We start from the raw sequence: 20,135 nt of genomic DNA, 5'->3' as shown, positions 1-20,135 counted from the left end.
CGCGGCCGACTCAGAAGGTCGCCTTCAGCCACTCGCCAAGGTGCGGGCCCGCCAGCTCCTGCCCGTTCGGCTCCCCCGGCGAAATCGGCAGGCCGTGGTGATTGCCGCGGACGCTGTGGCGTTGCTTATTGCTCGAAGACACGCTGTCGTACACGGCGTTCACGTCCGCTGGGAAGACGCAGTTGTCGCCGGTGTATTCGATGAGCAGCATCGGCTGCTCGATCGAGGGCGCCGTCTTCGACATCGCAGCGTTGGAAGTCAGTCCCGACCAGGTCGACAGCCATGATTCCGGCGTCACGACCCGCCCGAAGCCGACGCTGCCCAGGTTCGACACCTGCGGATCGGCGCCCCACAGGCTGCCCACCAGCCGCTCCGAAGGATCCAGCGACGTGTCCCAGCAGCGCAGGTCCGCATCGGTGCGCCAGACCTGGAAGATGGGTGAATGGCTGGCGATCTGCTTGTCGGCCCGATGGGGATGTTCCTTGTTCCGCGCCAGCGCCTCACGCTTGGCCGCGATCATCTTTCGTGCCGTGGTGTCGATGCGCTCGCAGCGCGCGTGTTGCGCCGCCCGGTAGCGCTCGATGAAATCGGGGCTGTACGAGGCGGACTGCGGCGGCAACCGGAAGCCATTGGCCCCGCTGAAGGGATCGAGCGCCGCGTCGCATGAGGTCGCGTCGTTCTCGTCGGTCACGGAGGGATCCAGCGCGTTCAGGAGCAGCACGCCCTGGCCCGGATGAGGCGACACCAGCACAATGCCGTCTGCGACGGGGAGTTCGGACTCGGGCAATTTGGTCGGACGGCCGCCCGGCGTGCGCGCAATGCGCCGAGCGGGCGCCAGCAGCGACTGCTGGTTGTAGAAGCTCATCAGGCCGCCGCCGCCGGAGTTTCCGAGCAGCACGATTTTCTCGAAGCCCAGAGCGCGCAGCTGACGGACCCCGGCTGCGACATCGTGAAGCGCGGTCTCATGCTCGAGCCGCAGGTCATTGCCGACCATGCGCGGCTGCTGCGCCCAAAAGGCCCAGCCTGCATCGAGCACGTACGGCACCAGGTAGTGGGTCAGCAGCAATTCACGCGGGTGCATGGCGAGCAACGCGCACTTCTCCCCGCCCCGGGCGAACAGGAAGCCCAGGGCCGACTGCCCGTCCTGCGTGCCCAGCGGGAACGGCGTCATCGTGAAGGGGGTGCGCATCCGGGAAGGGTCCCAGTTGGCCCCGCGCAGCCCAGCGGTCACAGCGACGCGAGGGCCCTTGCTCTGAGAGTCTGACATCTTGTCTCCTTGGGCCCTTTGCGGACCGTTGGGACGACTATGTCTTGGCTACTGCGTGGTGACACCACCCGCGAAGGGTGGGTGCCCGGCGGAGCGATTCCCACGAGAGCTGAACGAGTCCGATACGAGTCGGCCGGCTAGAGAACGGCCAGCTCTACGGTTTCGTCGCGGGTCTCAGCAGGGCTGAGCCTGACCGTGCAGGCCGACAGCATGTTGATGTCGTGGATTGATACAATATCGAATCAGATTTGGTGCAATGATCAGTCATGCGAACCACCGTCACCATCGAAGACTCTCTCTACGCGAAGGCGCTGGAACTGGCCGATCCCAACATGGACAGATCAGAAGTCTTTCGCGAGGCCATGAAGACCTTTGTGCGTGTTCAGGCAGCCAAGCGCCTGGAATCGCTCGGAGGGAGCGAGCCGGGGATGAAGAGCGTGCCTCGTCGGCGTGATGCGCGCGGCCAGCCTGGTGCGCGATGACCGTTCTTGTAGACACGTCAGTGTGGGTCGATCATTTCCGGCGCCGCAATGAAGCGCTGGTGAACTTGTTGGGGCGCGACCTGGTCCTGATTCATCCAATGGTCTTGCTCGAACTCGCGTGCGGGACGCCACCCGCGCCGCGCACTCAGACCCTCGGCGACATGGGTCTGCTCATGGCAGCGGAGCAGGCCACCCTTGACGAGGTCATGCAGTTCGTTGAGAGGGAGAAATTGTACGGGCTGGGTTGCGGTTTGGTGGACATGGCCCTTCTTGCCTCGACACTGGTGACACCGGGCGCGAAGCTGTGGACACTGGATCGTCGACTGGGCGATCTGTCTGATCGCTTTGGTGTTGCGCATCAGCCCGTTGCATCTCACTGATCGGGGCATCGCCCTGGTGGAAGCGCTGCGCTGATTGGCGTACCGCGTACCCCCACCCCATCCCTCCTCCGGAGGGAGAGGGAGCAAGAGCAAAGCCCTCAGGCCGCCGCCAGGAAGCGAAGGATCGAGGGCGCGACGCGACCCGGATTGCTCAGCAGGAAGAGGTGGCCGTCGTCGACCACCTCCAGTTGCGCCCGCGGAATGAGCCTGGCCAGAATGCGCGCGTTGACCAGCGGCACCAGAGGGTCGTCGTTGCCGGCAAGGATCAGCGTCGGCTGCGGCAGCAGGCGCAACCACGGCAGGCTGCTCCAGCCCCAGAAAGCGATCTGCTGGTAGAGGTAGCCGAGCCAGTGCGGCGACATCGAGCGCGCGCCGAACGCGCGGATCAAGGCCGGGTCGCGCCGAACCTCGCCGCCGTAGATGTGCGGCGCAACGCGCTCCAGGTGCGACGGGTCTTTGTAGCGGCGCGGATTGAACAGGCGCGCCATGGCGCGCGGCGAACCAGGCACCATGAACATGCCGGGTGTCGTTGACACCAGCACGAGCTTGCGGCAGCGCGCGCGGCAAGTCAGGGCGAACTGCTGCGCAAGCGCCCCACCCCAGGAGACGCCGAGCACATCGACACGGCCGGTGTGGCCTGTTTCGTCCAGCACCCGGGCCGCGAGCCGGGCCAGTCCGCGCAGCCGATACGGCTTCAGCCCGGGCTCGGACTGTCCGGACCCTGGCACGTCGAAGGTGATGGTCGCCACGCCGTCGAGCGCATCCGACAGCGGCTCCAGCAACTCGAGGTTGGCACCGATGCCGTTGAAAATCAGCAGTGCAGGCTCCTTGCCGGGCCGCACGCCGACGCGCAAGGAGAGTCCGTCGATGTCGATGAAACGGATGGTCGTTTGGGTCATTGACGATGATCGCAATTTTGATTCTGTCTGGGTGCGCAAGGCGTTCCCTATGCCTCAACGACCATCACGAGGGTGTTGGCAACGAGCGCCGGTTTTGAATGCCCTTCGATCTCGACCGTGTTCTCGGTCGTGATCAGCGATTTGCCAGCCCCCTTCGGTTCGATCGACAGCAGCTTGATCCGGCTGCGCACACGCGATCCACTGGGCACCGGCGCGATGAAGCGCACCCGGTCGATGCCGTAGTTCAGCGCCGTCGGGATGGCGGCGGGACGAATCCACACCTCGAGCGCCGCGGGGCCCAGCAAGGACAGCGTGAGATAGCCGTGGGCGATGGTGTTGCCGTAGGGGCTCTCGCGGGACGCGCGTTCGGCGTCGACGTGGATCCACTGGTCGTCGCCGGTGCAATGCGCGAACGTGTCGATGCGGTCTTGGTCGAGGTGGACCCATTCGGAGACGCCGAGCTCCTGGCCGACGAGGCCGTCCAGCGCCTGCAGGCGCGGTAATGTTGTGGTCATGCGGGACTCTGGTCAGGACTTCTGATGAACGTAGGTGCCGGGTGCGGCGGCGAAAGCAGGGAATCGGGCACTGCCCGGGCCCTTCGACGCGGGGCGCTGCTTGCCGCTGCGCTTCAAATTCCAGTCGGCCCAGACGTCCCACCACGTGCCCTGGTGCTTGGTGGCGGACTTGAGCCACTGCTCCGGATCGGCGCAGGGCTGCGGCCCGGCCCAGTACGTCGACTTCGGGTTGCCGGGCGGATTGACCAGGCTGGCGATGTGCCCCGAGTTGCTCAGCACGAAGGTGCTGCGGCCGCCGACCAGCTGCGTGGCGCGATAGCAGGCCTTCCACGGCGTCAAGTGATCGGTCAGCGCCCCGGTCGAGAACGTGTCGATACGGATGCGCCTGAGGTCGATCGGAACACCAAGCACCCGCAGCCCGCCTTTGGTGACCGAGTTGCCTTCAAAAATGTCGACGAACTGCTGGTGCAGCGTTGACGGCAGGTTGGTGCCGTCAACGCTCCAGGCCAGGATGTCGAAGGCCGGCGGATCCTTGCCCATCAGGTAATTGTTGGACCAGTAGTTCCAGACCAGGTCGTTCGGCCGCATCCAGGCGAAGACGCTGGCCAGGCTGCTGGCCGGAAGGATTCCCTTGGACGCCGAATTGCGCTTGGCCATCGAGAGCACCGGCTTTGCGTTGAACCCACCGAGCGCAGCCTCACTGCCGAAGTCGAGCATCATGACGCCGAACGACGCTGCCGTCACCCGCTTGTCGCGGCGCGCGGCCATCACGCTCAACATCAGCGTCGACAGGATGCCCCCGGCGCACATGCCGAGCAGGTTGAGCTTGTCGCTCTCGCTCACGTCGCACACGGCATCCACCGCGTCGAGCAGCGTCTGCACGTAGTCATCCAGTCCCCAGTGGCCGTGCTCGGGACCGGGGTTGCGCCAGCTCGTCGCAAACACCGTCATCCCGCGCGACACCGCGTATTCGATGAAGCTGCGGCCCGGTGCCAGGTCCATGAAATAGTACTTGCCGACGGGTGGCAAGACGAGCAGTGTCGGCCGCTGCGCCACCTTCTCAGTCATGGGCTGGTACTGGATCACCTCCAGCATTTCATTGCGGAACACCACGGCGCCGGGCGTGACGGCCAGGTTCTCGCCCACCTTGAACTTCGAGCTGTCCACTTGCGAGGGCATGCCCTTGTTCTTGAGGACATCTCCCACCATGTTCCGCAAGCCGCTCAACAGGCTGGCACCGCCGGTTTCTGCCGCGTGCTTGAGCGCGGCCGGATTGCCCAGCAGCGTATTCGTGGGCGCCAGCGAGCTGGTCACGATGCCACCCAGGAAACGCGCCCGTTCCCGCTCGCGCCACTCCGGGTTGGACCCCGCGACGCGGTCGACCGTCTCGCAAAAGGCCAGGTAGCTTTGAGCCAGCCGGCGGTACACCGGGTTCTCGCGCCACGCCGGGTCGGCAAAGCGCGAATCTTTCGCCGGCACCTCACGCTTGGAGAAGCCGGCGACAGTTCGCGCCAGCTCGCCATACAGCAGTGCCGACTCCTTGGCTACCGAGACGGCACCGGTGCCCACAGCCCGCAGTTTCTGACCAACATGCTTGACCATGGCATCAGCCTTGCATCGGGGCTGCGTGGGCGTAGACCCTCATGTTCTGGAAGGTCTCGATGCCACGCGGGCCGCACAGGTAGCCGTAGCCGCTCTGTTTGAACGCCCCTTGCTCGAAACGTTCCGACAGCACGCCCCAGCAGTTGGTCCAGACCGTGCCGGCCTTGATCGCCTGGCTCACCCGGCGAGCGCGCAGCTCGTCTTGCGTGAACACCGCCGCGCCCAGGCCGAAGTCGGTGCCGTTGGCCATGCGAATTGCGTCTGCTTCGTCATCGAAGATCTCGAAGGTCTGGACGGGGCCGAACACCTCTTCCTGCACCAGGGGCACGTCGAGGCGATCCACCTCCACCACGCTCGGCTGGTAGTAGGCCCCACCAGGACGGGCGGCGTCCTCGACGAGGCCACCGCGCACGAGGACCTTGCCGTAAGCAGCGGCCTCCTCCACGATCTGGTTGACGCGCCTCGCGCTGGCCGCGTCGATCAGCGGGCCGATCTGGCTGGCCGGATCGTCGCTGGGGCCGACTTTGACCGAGCCCACGGCCTCTATGAGCATTGCGCGGAGCCGGTCGGCGATCGAACGCTGGACCAGCACGCGCGAGCCCGTCACGCAGAACTGGCCGTTCATCATCGTCAGGGCAGTGACGATCGTCGGCACGACGACGTCGAGGTTGGCATCGGCGAACACCACCAGCGGCGTCTTGCCGCCGAGCTCGAGGTTGAGCCGCTTCAGGGTCTTCGCGCCCGAGGCGGCGATGGCGCGGCCCACATGGGTGCTGCCGGTGTAGGAGATGACGTCGACGTGCGGCGATTCGACCAGGGCGGGCGCCACGGCGTTGCCGGATTCGGTGAGGATGTTGACGACGCCGGCCGGCAGCGACTTCGTTGCCGCGACCACCTCCGCGAAGAGGCCGTTGGTCAGGCCCGTCTGGCCCGGCAATTTGGCGACCACGGTGCAGCCGGCCGCCAGCGCGGGGCCGAGCGCGCGCACGGTGAGGATGATGGGCGAGTTCCAGGGCGAAATGATGCCGGCGACGCCAAGCGGCTCGGGCGTCGAGCTGAACGTGATCCCCGGCGCGACCTCCGCATGGTCGCCTGCCGCCTGGGTCACGGCCGTGGCGGCGGCATAGCGCAGCCACTCCACGGAAAGCGCAATCTCCCAGCCGGTCTGCCACAACAGCTTGCCGCCCTCGCGAGACAGGCTCGCGGCAACTTCGTCGACCCGCTCGGCCAGGCGGTCGGCGAGTTCGTTCAAGGCCCGCGCCCTCGCCCGCGCGTCCTGCGACCAGGAGGTCGAGTCGAAGGCGGTCCGAGCGGCTGCAATGGCTGCTGCCGCCTCGCCCGCGCCGGCGCTCATGAACTGTCCGATGGAACGGCCTGTCGAAGGGCTGAGAGATTCGACGGCTGTTCCGCCATCGGCCCAGGCTCCGCCAATCAAGTTGCGGGAGGTTGCGGTCTGCGTCATTGAATGTCCTTTTGCGGTTGTCGGTATGTGGTGAGTCAGGTGAAGTGTTCGGCTCGAGGTCATGCCGTGCTCCGGGCCTTGCGCGAAGCGCGCAGATCCTCTGCGATCAGCCTGGCGCCGTGCCAGCCGACCAGCTGCACGAGAACGCTGGGAGCCACCTGAGGAATCGTGGGGAAGATCGAGGCGTCCGCGACGCGCAGGTTGGCCATGCCGCGCACGCGCAGGCGCTGGTCCACGACCCCCGTTTCGCCCATGGCGCAGGTGCCGCACTGGTGGCCGTAGCTGATGACGTTCTGTCGCACCATCTGCCGCAGGCTGTTCGGGTCGTCGCCCTCCAGCCCCGGCGTGACCTCCCGCAGGTGATAGCCCGCGAGTGCGGCCTGCCCGGCGATTTTGCGGGCCAGCGAGATCGAGCCGACCAGGGCGTCGACGTCGCGCTCGTCGGTCAGGTAGCCCGGGTCGATCAACGGCGCGCCCGTGGGGTTGGCCGGGTTGAGCTTGAGGCTGCCGCTGCTGCGGGGCTCGTAGAGCCCGATGATGGCGGTGGCGCCGTTGGCCACCCCGCTGACCCCCGGAGCGACCGCGACATGGGTGAACGCCATGGTGAGGGTCCGTCCGCCCGCCCGCTTCTCGTGCGGCAGGTACAGCGTTGATTCGGAGAACTGGTTGCGCGGCGGTGCGATGGCTTGGTCGGTGGACCAGGCCACCGGCAGCGCGGGATGGTCTCGCAGATTGCGGCCGACGGCCGGAAGATCCAACACACAGGTCACACCGATGGTTTCGAGTTCCTCTCGCGGCCCGATTCCCGACCGCAAAAGCAGCGCGGGCGAGTCGATTGCCCCGGCGCTCACCACGACTTCGCCCGACACCTTGAGGATCTCCTCCCCGCTCGTACGCTTCAGCCGCAAAGCGGTCACGCGGTCGCCGGTGAGCTCGATCCGGGTGACGGCGCAGTCGGCCCAGACCTGGAGGTTCTTGCGGGACCGCACCGGGCGGATGTAAGTTTGCGCCGCGTCGAGCCGCTCGCCCTTGTCGTCGATGCTCAGGTCGAACCAACCCGCCCCGCGAGCACCGGGCGCGTTCAGGTCATCGCATGCCGGATGGCCTGCCTGCACGGCGGCCTTCACAAAGTCGGCGCAGAGCGGGTGCCGCTCGCGCGCGGGGCCGTTGCGCACCGGCCCCGTCGTGCCTCGACCGCGCCCGCGGCCCCGGTGCGACTCCATAACGTGGAGCGACCGGGCGACCTGCGGATAGCTCCAGAGCGGCCCCCACCGCGCGAAGTCTTCCGCGGGGGGAAAGGCGAAGATCATCGCGTTGAGACAAGTCGTGCCGCCCAGCACCCGGCCACGCGGTTGCGGGATGACGCGTCCCCCCGCGGCCTTCTGCGCCACGGAGGAATAGCCGTAGTTGTATTGGGTCGCGAGGGACTCGGGCCATCGCGCGGGCACGGTCAGGACCGCCGGGCGCTCGTCCGGTCCGGCTTCGAGCAGCAGCACCCGCGTCCTGGCGTCGGACGACAACCGGTAGGCCATCGCGGACCCCGCCGCGCCGCCGCCGACGATGATGACGTCGAACGCCGTCCCATCGACCGTCTTTGCCCTCGCGTCCTGCGCCAGACCCGGCCTCATGGCCGTGGCCAGGGCGGCACTTGCTGCAGCCATCCAGCTTCTGCGCTTCATGTTGTCTCCGGTGTGAGCGAGGCCGATTCCGAACAACTAGCGAGCACCCTCGGCAGACATCGCGTCGGGCGTGAACACGCTGTCGGCATAGCGCGGCTTGATCGGGTATTGCTGCGCCTTGCTGTTGTAGAGGTTGCCGATGAATGCGGCGCCGGCGATGAAGTCATTGGACCCGAACGCGCCGCCCATCGTGCCGGGAAAGTCGGGGGCCACGAAGCTCGCCGACCAGACCGTCCTCCACAGTTGGCCATTGGCGTCCCAGCGGTCTGCCAAAACGCACAGCCACGTGTCCTCGTCGCAGTAGTAGCGGCTCTTTGGCGCCTGGTGGCGCTGGCCGGCACGCAAGGCCGCATCGACGACCCAGACACGATGAAGTTCCCAGCGCATGTGATCCGGATTGACAAAGTGCGCACCGATGACCTCTGCATCGGTCTTTGGCTGCAAAAGCTTGTTGCCGTTGTAGGGGATGTAGATTTCCTTCTTGCCGGCCAGCTTCCAGTCAAAGCGGTCGATGCGGCCGGCAAAGGTTTCGATCTCGTCGTAGGTCATCACGCCTGCCGTGGGAGCCGCAGGCACGTCGCAGCAGGGGTTGGGTATCTTGCGCACCCGGCGCTGACCTGTGAGGTAGACCCATGCCTGGTCCTTTTCGCCATCGAACTGGCGACGTGCCGCGTACGCCTCTCCGGCGCGCATGGCTGGGTTGGTACTGATGAGCCTGGCCATCCAGTATTCCGGGTTCTTCGAGAACTGCTCGAGCGAGCTGTCCTGGAAGTAGTACGGCATTTGTTGGTCGATGACGATGTCGTTCACCAGCACAACCTTGCCGTCACTGGTCAACTGGTTCTGCGTGCCCTGAAATTGCAGGGAAGCGCCGCGCCAGCGAAGCAGGTGGTTCCACATGACCTCGGCGCCAACCTTCGGGATGGGGAAGGGAATGCCCCCGTACACCCCTTCGGGAATTTCGCCCGCCATCTTGGCCCGCGTCGCATTCTTGAGGGTGTTGTCGTAGACCCACTGCGGCGCGGCGGCCGTGCGATGTGTCTTGTAGACGTCGATGCGGTAGTCGGGGTACTTGCCAAACATCGCCTTGGTGCCGTCGGTCAGCTTGTCGGCGTGCTGACCGACATTCTTGGCGTTGATCGAGAACAGCGGCTTTTCGTCCTTGAAGGGGTCGCCGCGGCGACCGCCGGGCTTTTCGCCCGGGATCGGCGTCGTATAGCCGCCGGTCCATGCTGGAATGGTGCCGTCCTTGTTGCCGGCCTTCTCGCCGCCGAGCGGCATGAGTTCGGTCTTGAGTTTGGCGGCCTCGTCGGCCGTCACCGCAGCCAGCGCGTGCAAGGAAGTGAAGGCGAGCGCCGCAGCGGTCACCAAAGCGAGTCGAATGGTCGAAGTCATGACGTTGCTCCGGAGGTTTCAGAAGGTGCGGCGCACGGAAAGCGCCACGTTGTTGCGGTCGGCCAGGTGATTGCCGTGGCCGTAGATCACGCTGCCGCCAGTTAGCAGCGGCGAGTAGTCGGCGAAGGGCGCGGCACGTCCGATGAAATGCGTATAGGTCGCCGAGAACTGCCACACGCCCAGGTAGTCGCCCTGCACGCCGATGTTGGCGCTGCCGCTGCCTTTGGCGTCCCACGCCGTCACCGACGAATTGCCGGCGACCGTGTAGCGCACCCCCACCGGCACGCTCAAGTCGAGGCCCGAGACCACCTGCCGGTAGGTTGGCGTGTAGATGAACTGGAGCGCGGTGGCGTCACGCGTACGCCCGGCATCGAGTTGGGCGTCAGGATCGTCCTTCTTCAGCAGTCGATTCCACGCGATCTCCGCAACGAGGGACGTCTCTTTCGCGAGGAAATTCGGACCGAAGACCGCCAGCGTCGACAGATTCATGTGCGCCGTACGTCCCGTGGCGAGACGAGGCTGTGGACTGAACGCCGGCGCATAGATCATGTTCGTGCTGCGAAGCGGCACGTTGGTACGCACGGACGCTTCGCCGGCGAAATTGAAGTCGCCCATCGAGCGCGTGAAGCTCGCGCCCACGGTCTTGACGTTCTCCGGGAAGACGTAGAACCAGGTGCCGGGCAAGGTGCCGGCGGCACTGGGCGTGGCCGTCGGGTTGAGAGTGCCGTACAACTGCCCGCCCTTGTCGTGGTAGCGGGCGGCAAAGAAACCCAGGTCGGTGTCCTCAAGGCGCCACTTCAGCTGCATGCCGAACTGGCCCGAGTCCTTCGCCTTCCGGTCCCCGCCGGGCAAGAGCACAAAGTTGGGAGGGATGAATTCCGGCTGCGATGCGCCCCAGGGAATGTTCGCAATCGAGAAGTAGCTTCCGGACGGCGGCAGCCGATCCTCCTTTGCGCGGAACTGGTAGTAGCCGCCGATGGACACCTTCGGCGAAATCTGAAGTTGCCCCGACAGTTGCGGGACGGGCCGGATGATTTCCTTGAACTGGGCATTCGGCGACGCCAGCAGCTTGTCGACATCGATCGGACCTTGCGCCCGCGCGATGCCGTTGTCGCCGAAGAACAAGCTCTCGCCGTAGAGCAGCGCATGCTGCCCCAGCCGCGCGCTCAGTTTGGTGCCGTTGCCCGTGTCCCAGGAACCGAACACGAAGGCGTCGAGCACTTCCGCTTTCTTGCCGGAGAGCTTGCGGGTATCGGCCGGAAACTCGTCGGGCGGGGCCTGGCCGATAAAGGGGTCATTGTCGGCCTGCGTCCGGCGGTGCAGCTTGGCGTCGTACCAGGCCGATGCGCTGACGCGCAGGCCATAGTTCTTGCGCCACACCCCATCGAATTCCGACAGCAGATCGAACCGCTCGGAAACGATGCCGCGCTTCTGGAAGTTCTGGTCGCCCGCATTCAAGCCCAGCGCCTGTGGAAAGGCGGATGCCGGGTTGCCTGGAACCAGCAGGCGAAACGAGTCCTTGAGCACAGGATCGGGCTTCTCCGTGCGCACCCTCACGCTGGCCTTGACGGTGTTGTCCCAGCGCAGGTTCCAATCCTCGTTGCCCGTGTCGAGCTCTACGGCACCGGCCGATACCGCCGCCAGCGAAGCGGCAGCAACTAGCGAAAGCCGCCGCTTGCGCAGGCGAAACCGTCGGGGTGGGGTGATGTGTTCGGGCATGGTTTGTCTCCTCTTCTGGGTGAAAAAGTGGATCGGGTCTTCAGCCCGGCAACGGCGACGTCGCCGGCCTCGAGGCTTGCTTGAACTCGTCGGGTGACTGCTGCGCGTCCGTGACGCCCACGGGCGACGCGGGTTTCAACAGGAAGTGCGCCAGCGCGGGCAGAAGCACCAGCGCGCCGAGCATGTTCCAAAGGAACATGAAGGCGAGCAGCAGCCCCATGTCGGCCTGGAACTTGATGGGGCTGGCGAACCAGGTGATTACGCCGATGGCCAGCGTGCCGCCGGTCAGCATGACCACCTTGCCGGTGAACAACAGCGCCCGGTAGTAGCTCTCCGACAGGCTCTTGCCCTCGCGCAGCTGGGCCAGCGTAATCGACAGGATGTACAGCGCGTAGTCGACACCGATGCCCACGCCGAGCGCGATGACAGGCAGCGTGGCCACCTTCACGCCCATGCCGAGCGCGACCATCAGCGACTCGGCCAGCAGCGAGGTGACAACCAGCGGCAGTACCGCCACCACCACCGCGCGCCAGGACCTGAAGGTGATGAAGCACAGCAGCACCACGGCGCCATAGACCATGAAGAGCATCGTGCGCCACGCGCCCTTCACCGCGATGTTGGTCGCGGCCTCGATGCCCGCGCCGCCGGCGGCCAGCAGGAAGGTAGCGTCGGCGCTGTCGTTGTCCTTCGCGAAGGCTTCGACGTGGTCCACCACGCGCGTCAGTGTGTCGGCCTTGTGGTCACGCAGGTAGACATAGAGCGTGAGCAGGCTGCAGGCGTCGTTGTAGAGGCCGCGCGGGGCATTGGACGTGACCATGTTGAGCATCTCCTGGTTTCGCAGGAACTCGTACCAGCGCGGGTTGCCCTCATTGAGGCCGGCGAGGACGCGCCGGTTGAGCTGCGCGAGCGTGTTGGTGCTCTCGACGCCGTCGATCTGGCGCAACTGCCACTCGAGCGCGTCGACCTTGTTCAGCGTCTCGTACTGCGCGCACTTGCCTTCCGGGGTCTTCACCATCACCGCCAGCACGTCGCTGCTGGCGCCGTAGGCGGCGTTCATGAAGGCGACGTCGCGGTTGTAGCGGCTGTCGGCACGCAGCTCCGGCGCACCCGGGTCGAGGTCGCCGATCTTGAGCTGCGTGCTCACGGCAAATCCGAACAGGCTCATTGCCAAGCCCGCGCCCACCGCGATGGTGGCCCAGCGGCGCTGCGTGAAGCGATCGAGGAAGGCCCACATCGGGTGCTTTTCCTGCCCCGAGGCATCGGCGGCCTCTTCGCGCAGGCTGCGCTCTGCGGCGCGCGGGCTCACGCCCGTGAAGCTCAGCAGGATCGGCAGCAGGATGAGGTTGGTGAAGATCAGCGCCGCGACGCCGATAGACGCCGCGATCGCCAGCTCCCGGATCACCTGGATGTCGATCACCAGCAGCACCGCAAAGCCCACCGCATCGGCCAGCAGCGCGGTGAGGCCGGCCAGGAACAGGCGGCGGAACGTGAAGCGGGCGGCCACCAGCTTGGGCAGGCCACGGCCGATGTCCTGCATGATGCCGTTCATCTTCTGCGCGCCATGGCTCATGCCGATCGCGAACACAAGGAAGGGCACCAGGATCGAGTACGGATCCAGTGAGTAGCCCAGCGTGGGCAGCAGACCGAGCTGCCAGACCACCGCCACCAGGGATGCCAGAACGACCAGCAGCGTGGAGCGCACACAGCGCGTGTACCAATACACCATCGCCGCCGCAATCGCCACGGCAAGCGCAAAGAACAGCAGCACCGCGCGCACGCCGGCCATCAAATCGCCGACGATCTTGGCAAAACCGGTGATGTGGATGGTCAGCCCTTCGGCCTGGTACTTGGCGCGCAGCGCGTCGAGCCGGTCCGACAACTGCCCGTAGTCGAGTGCGCGGCCATCGGCGTCTTTCGCGAGCAGCGGCACGAAGATCACGCTCGACTTCGCATCTCGCGCGACGAGCTGGCCGATCTCGCCCGAGCGAGCGACGTTGTCCGCCAGCGCCTGCAGCTTGGCCGGCGAGCCGTCGAATTTTTCGGGGATGACCGGCCCACCTTCCAGGCCTTCCTCGGTGACGCCGACCCAGCGCGTGGACGGTGTCCACAGCGACTTCATGTACACCCGGTCTACGCCGGGCAGCAGGAACACTTCGTCGGACAGCCGGCGCAGCGCGTCCATGTACTTGGCGTCATAGATGGTGCCGTTGGGCTGGGCGACCGCGATGCGCACGGCATTGCCCAAGCCGGTCAGTTCGCGCTGGTATTTCAGGAAGTTCTGGACGTACGGATGGCTGACGGGAATCGTTTTCTCGAAGGTGGCGTTCAGCCGCAGCCCCACGGCCTGCCAGCCGAGGATCGCGGTGACCAGCGCGCAGATCAACAGGACGATCCGGCGGTGGTTGAACAGTGACCGCTCGACGAGCGATCCGGAGCGAGGATCAAAAACCTGCGACGTCATGTTCGAACCTCCGCCACACGCACCGCGGACGACGGCGACCCCATGGTCAGAACAGATGAAGAGCGAGGAGTCTGAACGACACGACTCCCCGTGCCCGTGCTTCGGCAGATCGCTGACCGCCTCGGTTGCACGCCGCGCAAGTCCATTTGTTGTCTCCTGAATTTGTTGGCGCCGAACTTCGCGCGCCACGCTTTTGGATAGGAGACACTATTTCGTATTCCCCCTTGCGTTGCCCCCCCCAATGAGGGTGGGCGGCAACCTGCGACTGGAGGCCGAGCACCAACCGCGTTGCCTCGCTCAGCGTTCCGCGCCTTCGGCCCCGATCAGAGCGTCGAGCCTGCGGCGCACGCGCACCGCACCGGCATCACCGGGCAGAAGGACGGGCTTGAGCGACCAGAACTCGGCACCGCCCATTCGGCCTTGTTGCGCCTCCAGCATCGGCTTGTCCTGCTGCGAGAACGCAAATTCCAACAGGGCCTTGATGGCCGCGTTGGCGTGCGGATCGATGCCAAAGGTGCGGGTAGACCAGTACCAGTAGTGCGTGCGTCCGGCACTCTCGGGTGTGGCCAGGTGCAAAGCGAGCGAGTCAACACCCAGCTGGCGCGATTCGCCCGCGAGCGTCGCCCCCACCTGCAGCATCATGTTGGCGGGCGCAGTCCAGGTGACCTCGGTCCACTGGTCCGTCGGCTGCCCCTGCTGGCGCAGACTGTTGTCGAATACTGCCGGCGCCTTGTCGCCGCTGGACAGCCAGGCGATGCGCACGCCGCGCTCGCCGAGGTCGGTGACCTGCGCCTTCGCGCGCGTCATCGCCCCGCTGCCCAGCGTGCCCGCATGCAGATAGTCGACATGCGTCAGGTCGAGGATGTTGTCGACGAGCAGTCGATAGTCGCAGCCGGTCGGAAGGTATCCCCGAACCGTCGCATCCTCCGCCGCGCCGTTGAGCTTGGAATAATCAGGGATCAGCGATTCGTCGGCCTCGCTGGCATCGTCGGCCCAGAACCACAGCAGGCCGTGACGCTCCAGCACCGAGTAGGCCTTGACGACGGCGGCCTTGGGAATGGCGCCGTCGGCGTGCGGGCTGTGCACGCAGGCGCCGCTCCCGTCGAAGCGCAAGCCGTGGTACCCACACTGCACCGAGGCACCGTTGTCGCAGATCTTGCCGGCCGACAAGGGCGCGAATCTGTGCGGGCAGCGGTCCAGGAGAGCTGCAATGCTACCGTCGGGGCGTCGGAAGAAGACCAGTGGTTCGTCGAGCAGTGTGCGCGCGAGGAGTTGCTCGCTGGCCAGTTCATCGGCATATCCGGCAACGTACCAGGCGCGGCGGAGGTAGTTCATCTTGGGTTCCTTGTCTGTCATCAGAGGTCGAGCACGAGCCGCGGTGTCTTGGCTCGCGAGCAGCACGGGGTGAACTGATCCCCGCGAGCCTGTTCTTCGTCGGTGAGGTACATGTCGCGATGATCGGGCGTGCCGTCGATCACGCGCGTCAGGCAGGTGCCGCAAACGCCCTGCTCGCACGACACCGGCAGCCGCACACCGACAGCGGCCAGCGCGGCGACCACGGTCTGATCGGCGGCCACGCGAATCACTGCGCCAGTGGACGCCAGCTGGACCTCGAACGTGCCGTCGTGGGTGGTGTCGGCCGCAGCACCCGCAAAGTATTCGCGGTGCAGACAAGATTCCGTCCATCCAGCGGCGCGCGCGGCCGACAGCACCGCGTCCATGAAACCAGAAGGCCCGCAGACGTAGAGGTGCGCTCCGGCCTGTGGTGACGCGAGCGTGGCGGCGATGTCCAGCTTCTGCGTCGCTGGACCGCTGTCGTGGTGAAGGTGCACACGGTCGGCGAAACTCGAGGCGCGAATACGCTCGGCGAATGCTGTGCGGTCGGGCGAGCGAGTGCAGTAGTGCATCTCGAAGGAAGCCCCAATCATCGACAGCCGCTCCGCCATGCACAGGATCGGGGTGATGCCGATGCCGCCGGCCAGCAACACGCTGTGCCGGGAATCGTGCGCCAGCGAGAAGTGGTTCTTCGGCTCGCTGATGCGCAGTTCCTGCCCCTCCTGCATCGCGTGCATCGCCACCGAGCCGCCACGCGATGCGGGCTCGCGCAGCACGGCAATCAGGTAGCGGTGCGTCTCGCGCGGGTCGTTGCACAGCGAATACTGGCGCACCAGGCCCTCCGCCACGTGCACGTCGATGTGCGAGCCCGCTGAAAAGGGCGGCAGGCCGCCACCCTCGGTATCGATCAGCTCGAAGCTACAGGTATCTTGCGCCTCGTCGGTTTTGCGCGAGATGCGCACATGGCGCGATGCCGCGGTCATGCGGCGGCGCGAGCGCGCTCCGCGGCATCGGGTTCGTCACAGATCCTTCGCTCGAACAGAGCAGCAGATATTTCGTTGCCGAACGCTGCGACATACCATGTGGACTTGAGATATTCCATAAAACCAATACTCCGTTTTTGCTCCACACGGGTTTAGCGCAGTGGCGGCATGTACCAGAGGACCCAGTAGAGCGCGAGCAGCCCAGTGATCGCTGCGACGAAGAGCGCCGCGCAACAAGCGGCGTCACCCAGATCGCGCCAGTCGCGGGGCAGTTTCTTCACGGCATCACGGCGCGGTTCGGCAGGCGAGCCGGAACGCGGATTGAAACCCTGAGGCGTCATGGCCGAACCTCCAGCGCCGGCAGCACGCCGTTGATTCCCACCGAAAGCAAAGCGCCACCTTGCAGTTGCAGAAGGCCGGCCGGATTGGGCACGGACACGCTGCCGAGCGGAACCAGCCGGTCGCCCTGCAGCACCAGCACCAGGCCGGCCTGGCTGGCCAGCAGCAGACGGCCGTCCTCGGCGGTTGCCACGGCGGTAATGGAGGCTGGGACTGGTGAGGGGATCTGGGTCCAGTTCACGGCGTCGGCCGTACGCCAGACATTGCCGCGCAGGCCCGCCAGCAGCACGCCGCCGTCAGGCTGCAACGCGCCGGCGAACCAGCTGCCCTGATACGGTGACGCGACGGGCTGGAAGGTTTCGCCGCCGTCGGTCGAGCGTGTCACCAGGCCCTGCTCGCCCGCCAGCCATAGAGCGTTGCCGCTGCGCCTGGCCACATACCAGTGCCGCGACTTCGGGTTGGGCAGCCGCGCCATCCACGGCGTCCAGGTTGCGCCGCCGTCGGCGGTATGGAAGACGAGGCCGTAGGCGCCCACCACGAGAAAGCGCTTCGCGTCCCACACGAGCACATCGAGGAACGGTTTGTCGGGCCCGTCGGCAACCAGGCGCTCGGCGTCGCGCTGCGCCGCCGGCGTGGTGGCGGCCTCTTTCGCCAGTTGCGCGGCACGTCGGCCGTCCAGTCGGACGGACCAACTCGCCCCCCCATCGGCGGTGGTCAGCACGGTGCCGCCGTGGCCCACGGCCACGCCATTGCGGTCGTCGGCAAACCGGACCATGGTCAGTGTCACGCTGACCGGGCAAGGCGCCTGGCGCCAGGTCTTGCCGCTGTCGTCGCTGAGTGCGACGATGCCGCGCTCGCCGACGGCGATGACGCGCGCGCCAGCCTGGGCGCCGGCCAGCAGCACCGCACGCTGCGGTGCGCTCACGGCCAGCGCCGGGCGCTGTAGCGCATCGGCAACCGGCGTGGCCGCGAATGACGGCGCGCCCGCAGCCAGGGCCGCGGCCAGAAAAAGTGTCCAGCGATGCGTCTGAACGACGCGACTCCCTCTACCCATGCCTCGGCAGATCGCTGACCGCCTCGGTTGCACGCCGCGCGAGTCCATTCGTTGTCTCCTGTAATTGTTGGCGCCGAACTTCGCGCACCACGCTTTTGGATGTGTGACTATTTCGCATTCCCCCTTGCGTTGCCCCCCCCAATGTGGGTGGGCCGCCGGCCGCGGCGCGTGCCCACCCACCCGTCGCGGGTGGTGGCAGATCAGGCGAATCGCGAAACAGTCAGCCCACGTCACAACACCAGGAGACATTCATGATCAGTAGAACGGCATTCGCCTTCACCGCCGCAGCCAACGCGGACATCGATGGAGGCCGCGCATCATGAGAGAGGCTGTCATCGTTTCCACGGCACGCACCGGCATCGGCCGCGCCTACAAGGGCGCAACGAACAACACCAAGTCGCCATCGCTGCTTGGGCATGTCGTGGCAGCCGCAGTCCAACGGGCGGGCATCGACGGGGCGGAGATCGAAGACGCCGTGTTCGGCACCGTCCTGGCTGCCGGCACCGCGGGCATGAACATTGCGCGCAACGCCGTGCTGGCGGGCGGCCTGCCCGTGACCGTGGCCGCACAAACGATGGACCGCCAGTGCGCGTCGGGTCTGATGGCCATCGCCACGGCGGCCAAGCAGATCATGGTCGATGGCATGGACGTCGTTCTCGCTGGAGGCCAGGAGAACATCAGCGCGGTGCAGAAGCCCTACTTCGACTGGGCTTTTGCGGAACTGGACCCACAGGTCGTCTCGCGGGCCCAGCATGCCTACATGCCCATGCTGAAGACGGCCGAGTTCGTCGCCGCGAAGTACGGCATCAGCCGCGAAGCGCAGGACCTTTACTCGCTAGAGTCGCAGCGCCGCACGGGTCTTGCTCAACGGGAGGGCCGCTTTGCCGATGAGATCGTCCCCTTCGAAACCACGATGACGGTGACCGACAAGGCCACGGGCGAAGTGCAACACCGGAAGGTCGTTCTCGACCGCGACGAAGGCAATCGCCCCGACACCACGCTGGAAGGCCTTTCTTCCTTGAAGCCCGTGATCGAAGGCGGCTGCGTGACCGCCGGCAATTCGAGCCAGCTGTCGGACGCCGCCTCGGCGTGCGTGCTGATGGACTCGGCCGTCGCAAGCCGTCGTGGGCTTGCGCCGTTCGGCATCTATCGAGGCATGGCCGTCGCCGGATGCGCCCCCGAAGAAATGGGGATCGGACCCATCTATGCCATCCCCCGACTGCTCAAGCGCCATGGGCTGAAGGTCAGCGACATCGGCCTGTGGGAGCTGAACGAAGCGTTCGCCTGTCAGGTGCTGTATTGCCGCGACAACCTCGGAATCGACCCCGCAATCTACAACGTCGATGGTGGCGGCATCTCCATCGGGCACCCGTATGGCATGACGGGCTCGCGCCTTGTGGGCCATGCCTTGATCGAAGGCAAGCGGCGTGGCGTGAAATACGTTGTGGTCGCCATGTGCGTCGGGGGCGGGATGGGAGCGGCCGGGCTCTTCGAGGTGGCGTGAGATGGAACCCACCTCCCAAGTTCTGGAGAAACATCGATGAAGGCAGTCATTCTTCGCAAACCCGGCGGGCTCGACAAGCTTGAGCTCACCGAGATGGGCGAGCCCGCCGCACCTGGGCCGGGCGAGATCAGCGTGCGCATCCGCGCGAGCTCGATCAACTACCACGACTACCTGGTCGTCGCCGGAGTGGCACCTGCCGCCGACGGCCTGGTCCCTCTTTCCGACGGCGCCGGTGAAGTCACAGCGGTCGGCGAAGGCGTGGCCGACTACCAGGTCGGAGACAAGGTCATTTCAACCTTCTTTCCCGATTGGCTGGACGGCGAGCCGCTGAACCGATTCGGCGCCCAACTGTTGGCGTCGGTCCCCGGCGACGGCGCGAACGGATTCGCCCGCGAATTCGTGACCGCTCCCGCGAGCGCCTTCACCCAGGCACCGAAGGGCTTGACCTACGCCGAATCGGCGTCATTGGTCTGCGCAGGCCTGACGGCGTGGCGGGCACTGGTGGTGGAAGCCCGGGTCAAGGCCGGCGACACCGTTCTGCTGCAAGGCACCGGCGGCGTTTCGTTGTTCGCGCTGCAGTTCGCCAAGGCCATGGGAGCGAACGTGATCGCAACCTCGTCCTCCGACGAAAAGCTGGAACGGCTGAAGGCGCTGGGCGCACAGCATGTGATCAACTACCGGACCGAGCCGAAATGGGGAGCCCTTGCCCGCAAATTGACCGGCGGGCGCGGCGTCGATCACGTGGTGGACGTTGGCGGCCCCGCAACACTGCCGCAGTCATTCTCGGCATGCCGTGTCGGCGCGAGCGTCGCCCTCGTCGGCCTGCTGACCGGCCATGAGGGGCCCTTGCCCACGACCGTGATGATGGGCCGGCAATTGCGCATCAATTGCATCATGGTGGGCTCCCACAAATCGCAGGCAGACATGGTTCGCGCGGTGGAGGCCAACAATATCCGTCCCATCATCGATTCCCACTTCGCGTTGCCTGAGCTGGCGGATGCTTTTCGCCATCAGGAAACGGGCAAGCATTTCGGGAAGATCGCCATCGACATCTGAACG

The 20,135-nt window shown here is 66.0% G+C and carries 17 protein-coding genes; 4 read left to right on the top strand and 13 right to left on the bottom strand.

The window, feature by feature from the left end:
- Positions 1–10 precede the first annotated feature (10 nt).
- A complete protein-coding gene (locus EEB15_RS17035; RefSeq protein ID WP_199236558.1) occupies positions 11–1,267 on the bottom strand; it encodes an alpha/beta hydrolase in 1,257 nt (418 codons plus the stop codon).
- A gap of 266 nt (positions 1,268–1,533) precedes the next feature.
- Between EEB15_RS17035 and EEB15_RS17030 the strand changes: the two genes are divergently transcribed.
- Both EEB15_RS17030 and EEB15_RS17025 read left to right on the top strand, forming a co-directional pair.
- Positions 1,534–1,749: a type II toxin-antitoxin system VapB family antitoxin gene (locus EEB15_RS17030; protein WP_141511064.1), complete on the top strand. Its 216-nt coding sequence runs from the start codon at positions 1,534–1,536 to the stop codon at positions 1,747–1,749.
- The gene (locus tag EEB15_RS17025) at positions 1,746–2,129 is read left to right on the top strand and encodes a type II toxin-antitoxin system VapC family toxin (protein WP_141511063.1); all 384 of its coding nucleotides are present in this window, start codon (positions 1,746–1,748) and stop codon (positions 2,127–2,129) included. The genes EEB15_RS17030 and EEB15_RS17025 overlap by 4 nt, the downstream gene beginning before the upstream one ends.
- Positions 2,130–2,227: 98 nt before the next feature.
- Here EEB15_RS17025 and phaZ read toward each other — a convergent pair whose 3' ends face one another.
- The 12 genes from phaZ to EEB15_RS16965 form a co-directional block, all read right to left on the bottom strand.
- Complete coding sequence (gene phaZ / locus EEB15_RS17020; protein ID WP_141511062.1) at positions 2,228–3,028, bottom strand: poly(3-hydroxyalkanoate) depolymerase; 801 nt, start codon at positions 3,026–3,028, stop codon at positions 2,228–2,230.
- A 47-nt stretch (positions 3,029–3,075) separates the two neighbouring features.
- Positions 3,076–3,543, bottom strand: a complete 468-nt coding sequence (locus tag EEB15_RS17015; protein ID WP_141511061.1) for a MaoC family dehydratase — start codon at positions 3,541–3,543, stop codon at positions 3,076–3,078.
- 12 nt (positions 3,544–3,555) lie between these two features.
- The gene (locus EEB15_RS17010) at positions 3,556–5,145 is read right to left on the bottom strand and encodes an alpha/beta hydrolase (RefSeq protein WP_141511060.1); all 1,590 of its coding nucleotides are present in this window, start codon (positions 5,143–5,145) and stop codon (positions 3,556–3,558) included.
- A 4-nt stretch (positions 5,146–5,149) separates the two neighbouring features.
- The gene (locus EEB15_RS17005; RefSeq protein WP_141511059.1) at positions 5,150–6,607 is read right to left on the bottom strand and encodes an aldehyde dehydrogenase family protein; all 1,458 of its coding nucleotides are present in this window, start codon (positions 6,605–6,607) and stop codon (positions 5,150–5,152) included.
- A 59-nt stretch (positions 6,608–6,666) separates the two neighbouring features.
- Positions 6,667–8,286: a GMC family oxidoreductase gene (locus EEB15_RS17000; RefSeq protein WP_141511058.1), complete on the bottom strand. Its 1,620-nt coding sequence runs from the start codon at positions 8,284–8,286 to the stop codon at positions 6,667–6,669.
- A 36-nt stretch (positions 8,287–8,322) separates the two neighbouring features.
- Complete coding sequence (locus tag EEB15_RS16995) at positions 8,323–9,681, bottom strand: DUF1329 domain-containing protein (protein ID WP_141511057.1); 1,359 nt, start codon at positions 9,679–9,681, stop codon at positions 8,323–8,325.
- 18 nt (positions 9,682–9,699) lie between these two features.
- The gene (locus EEB15_RS16990) at positions 9,700–11,400 is read right to left on the bottom strand and encodes a DUF1302 domain-containing protein (RefSeq protein WP_141511056.1); all 1,701 of its coding nucleotides are present in this window, start codon (positions 11,398–11,400) and stop codon (positions 9,700–9,702) included.
- Positions 11,401–11,440: 40 nt separating this feature from the next.
- Positions 11,441–13,861, bottom strand: a complete 2,421-nt coding sequence (locus EEB15_RS16985; protein WP_141511055.1) for an RND family transporter — start codon at positions 13,859–13,861, stop codon at positions 11,441–11,443.
- Between the two features lie 297 nt (positions 13,862–14,158).
- On the bottom strand, positions 14,159–15,196 hold the full coding sequence (locus EEB15_RS16980; protein ID WP_141511054.1) for an aromatic ring-hydroxylating dioxygenase subunit alpha: 1,038 nt from the start codon (positions 15,194–15,196) through the stop codon (positions 14,159–14,161).
- 20 nt (positions 15,197–15,216) lie between these two features.
- Positions 15,217–16,179 carry a PDR/VanB family oxidoreductase gene (locus EEB15_RS16975; RefSeq protein ID WP_141511053.1) on the bottom strand — a complete coding sequence of 321 codons (963 nt, stop codon included), beginning with the start codon at positions 16,177–16,179 and terminating at the stop codon, positions 15,217–15,219.
- A 152-nt stretch (positions 16,180–16,331) separates the two neighbouring features.
- Positions 16,332–16,520: a hypothetical protein gene (locus tag EEB15_RS16970; RefSeq protein ID WP_141511052.1), complete on the bottom strand. Its 189-nt coding sequence runs from the start codon at positions 16,518–16,520 to the stop codon at positions 16,332–16,334.
- Positions 16,517–17,572 carry a YCF48-related protein gene (locus tag EEB15_RS16965; RefSeq protein ID WP_158290146.1) on the bottom strand — a complete coding sequence of 352 codons (1,056 nt, stop codon included), beginning with the start codon at positions 17,570–17,572 and terminating at the stop codon, positions 16,517–16,519. The genes EEB15_RS16970 and EEB15_RS16965 overlap by 4 nt, the downstream gene beginning before the upstream one ends.
- Positions 17,573–17,891: 319 nt before the next feature.
- Here EEB15_RS16965 and EEB15_RS16960 point away from each other — a divergent pair, with 319 nt between their 5' ends.
- Positions 17,892–19,076 carry an acetyl-CoA C-acyltransferase gene (locus EEB15_RS16960; RefSeq protein ID WP_141511050.1) on the top strand — a complete coding sequence of 395 codons (1,185 nt, stop codon included), beginning with the start codon at positions 17,892–17,894 and terminating at the stop codon, positions 19,074–19,076.
- A 36-nt stretch (positions 19,077–19,112) separates the two neighbouring features.
- Entirely contained in the window at positions 19,113–20,132 is a 1,020-nt protein-coding gene (locus tag EEB15_RS16955) for an NAD(P)-dependent alcohol dehydrogenase (RefSeq protein ID WP_141511049.1), read from the top strand.
- Positions 20,133–20,135 lie beyond the last annotated feature (3 nt).

Source organism: Ramlibacter sp. WS9, assembly GCF_003797765.1.
GTDB lineage: Bacteria > Pseudomonadota > Gammaproteobacteria > Burkholderiales > Burkholderiaceae_C > Ramlibacter.
Note: the sequence above shows the minus strand (reverse complement) of the source record. Positions and strands in the feature narration are given on the sequence as shown.

What these genes read in the sequence shown, in the direction of transcription:
- EEB15_RS17030 (WP_141511064.1), top strand. Translation starts at nt 1,534, where the DNA reads ATGCGAACCACCGTCACCATCGAAGACTCTCTCTACGCGAAGGCGCTG.
- EEB15_RS16975 (WP_141511053.1), bottom strand. Translation starts at nt 16,179, where the DNA reads ATGACCGCGGCATCGCGCCATGTGCGCATCTCGCGCAAAACCGACGAG.
- EEB15_RS16955 (WP_141511049.1), top strand. Translation starts at nt 19,113, where the DNA reads ATGAAGGCAGTCATTCTTCGCAAACCCGGCGGGCTCGACAAGCTTGAG.
- EEB15_RS16995 (WP_141511057.1), bottom strand. Translation starts at nt 9,681, where the DNA reads ATGACTTCGACCATTCGACTCGCTTTGGTGACCGCTGCGGCGCTCGCC.
- EEB15_RS16985 (WP_141511055.1), bottom strand. Translation starts at nt 13,861, where the DNA reads ATGACGTCGCAGGTTTTTGATCCTCGCTCCGGATCGCTCGTCGAGCGG.
- EEB15_RS16960 (WP_141511050.1), top strand. Translation starts at nt 17,892, where the DNA reads ATGAGAGAGGCTGTCATCGTTTCCACGGCACGCACCGGCATCGGCCGC.
- EEB15_RS17000 (WP_141511058.1), bottom strand. Translation starts at nt 8,286, where the DNA reads ATGAAGCGCAGAAGCTGGATGGCTGCAGCAAGTGCCGCCCTGGCCACG.
- EEB15_RS17025 (WP_141511063.1), top strand. Translation starts at nt 1,746, where the DNA reads ATGACCGTTCTTGTAGACACGTCAGTGTGGGTCGATCATTTCCGGCGC.
- EEB15_RS16980 (WP_141511054.1), bottom strand. Translation starts at nt 15,196, where the DNA reads ATGAACTACCTCCGCCGCGCCTGGTACGTTGCCGGATATGCCGATGAA.
- EEB15_RS16970 (WP_141511052.1), bottom strand. Translation starts at nt 16,520, where the DNA reads ATGACGCCTCAGGGTTTCAATCCGCGTTCCGGCTCGCCTGCCGAACCG.
- EEB15_RS17005 (WP_141511059.1), bottom strand. Translation starts at nt 6,607, where the DNA reads ATGACGCAGACCGCAACCTCCCGCAACTTGATTGGCGGAGCCTGGGCC.
- phaZ (WP_141511062.1), bottom strand. Translation starts at nt 3,028, where the DNA reads ATGACCCAAACGACCATCCGTTTCATCGACATCGACGGACTCTCCTTG.
- EEB15_RS17035 (WP_199236558.1), bottom strand. Translation starts at nt 1,267, where the DNA reads ATGTCAGACTCTCAGAGCAAGGGCCCTCGCGTCGCTGTGACCGCTGGG.
- EEB15_RS16965 (WP_158290146.1), bottom strand. Translation starts at nt 17,572, where the DNA reads ATGGGTAGAGGGAGTCGCGTCGTTCAGACGCATCGCTGGACACTTTTT.
- EEB15_RS17015 (WP_141511061.1), bottom strand. Translation starts at nt 3,543, where the DNA reads ATGACCACAACATTACCGCGCCTGCAGGCGCTGGACGGCCTCGTCGGC.
- EEB15_RS17010 (WP_141511060.1), bottom strand. Translation starts at nt 5,145, where the DNA reads ATGGTCAAGCATGTTGGTCAGAAACTGCGGGCTGTGGGCACCGGTGCC.
- EEB15_RS16990 (WP_141511056.1), bottom strand. Translation starts at nt 11,400, where the DNA reads ATGCCCGAACACATCACCCCACCCCGACGGTTTCGCCTGCGCAAGCGG.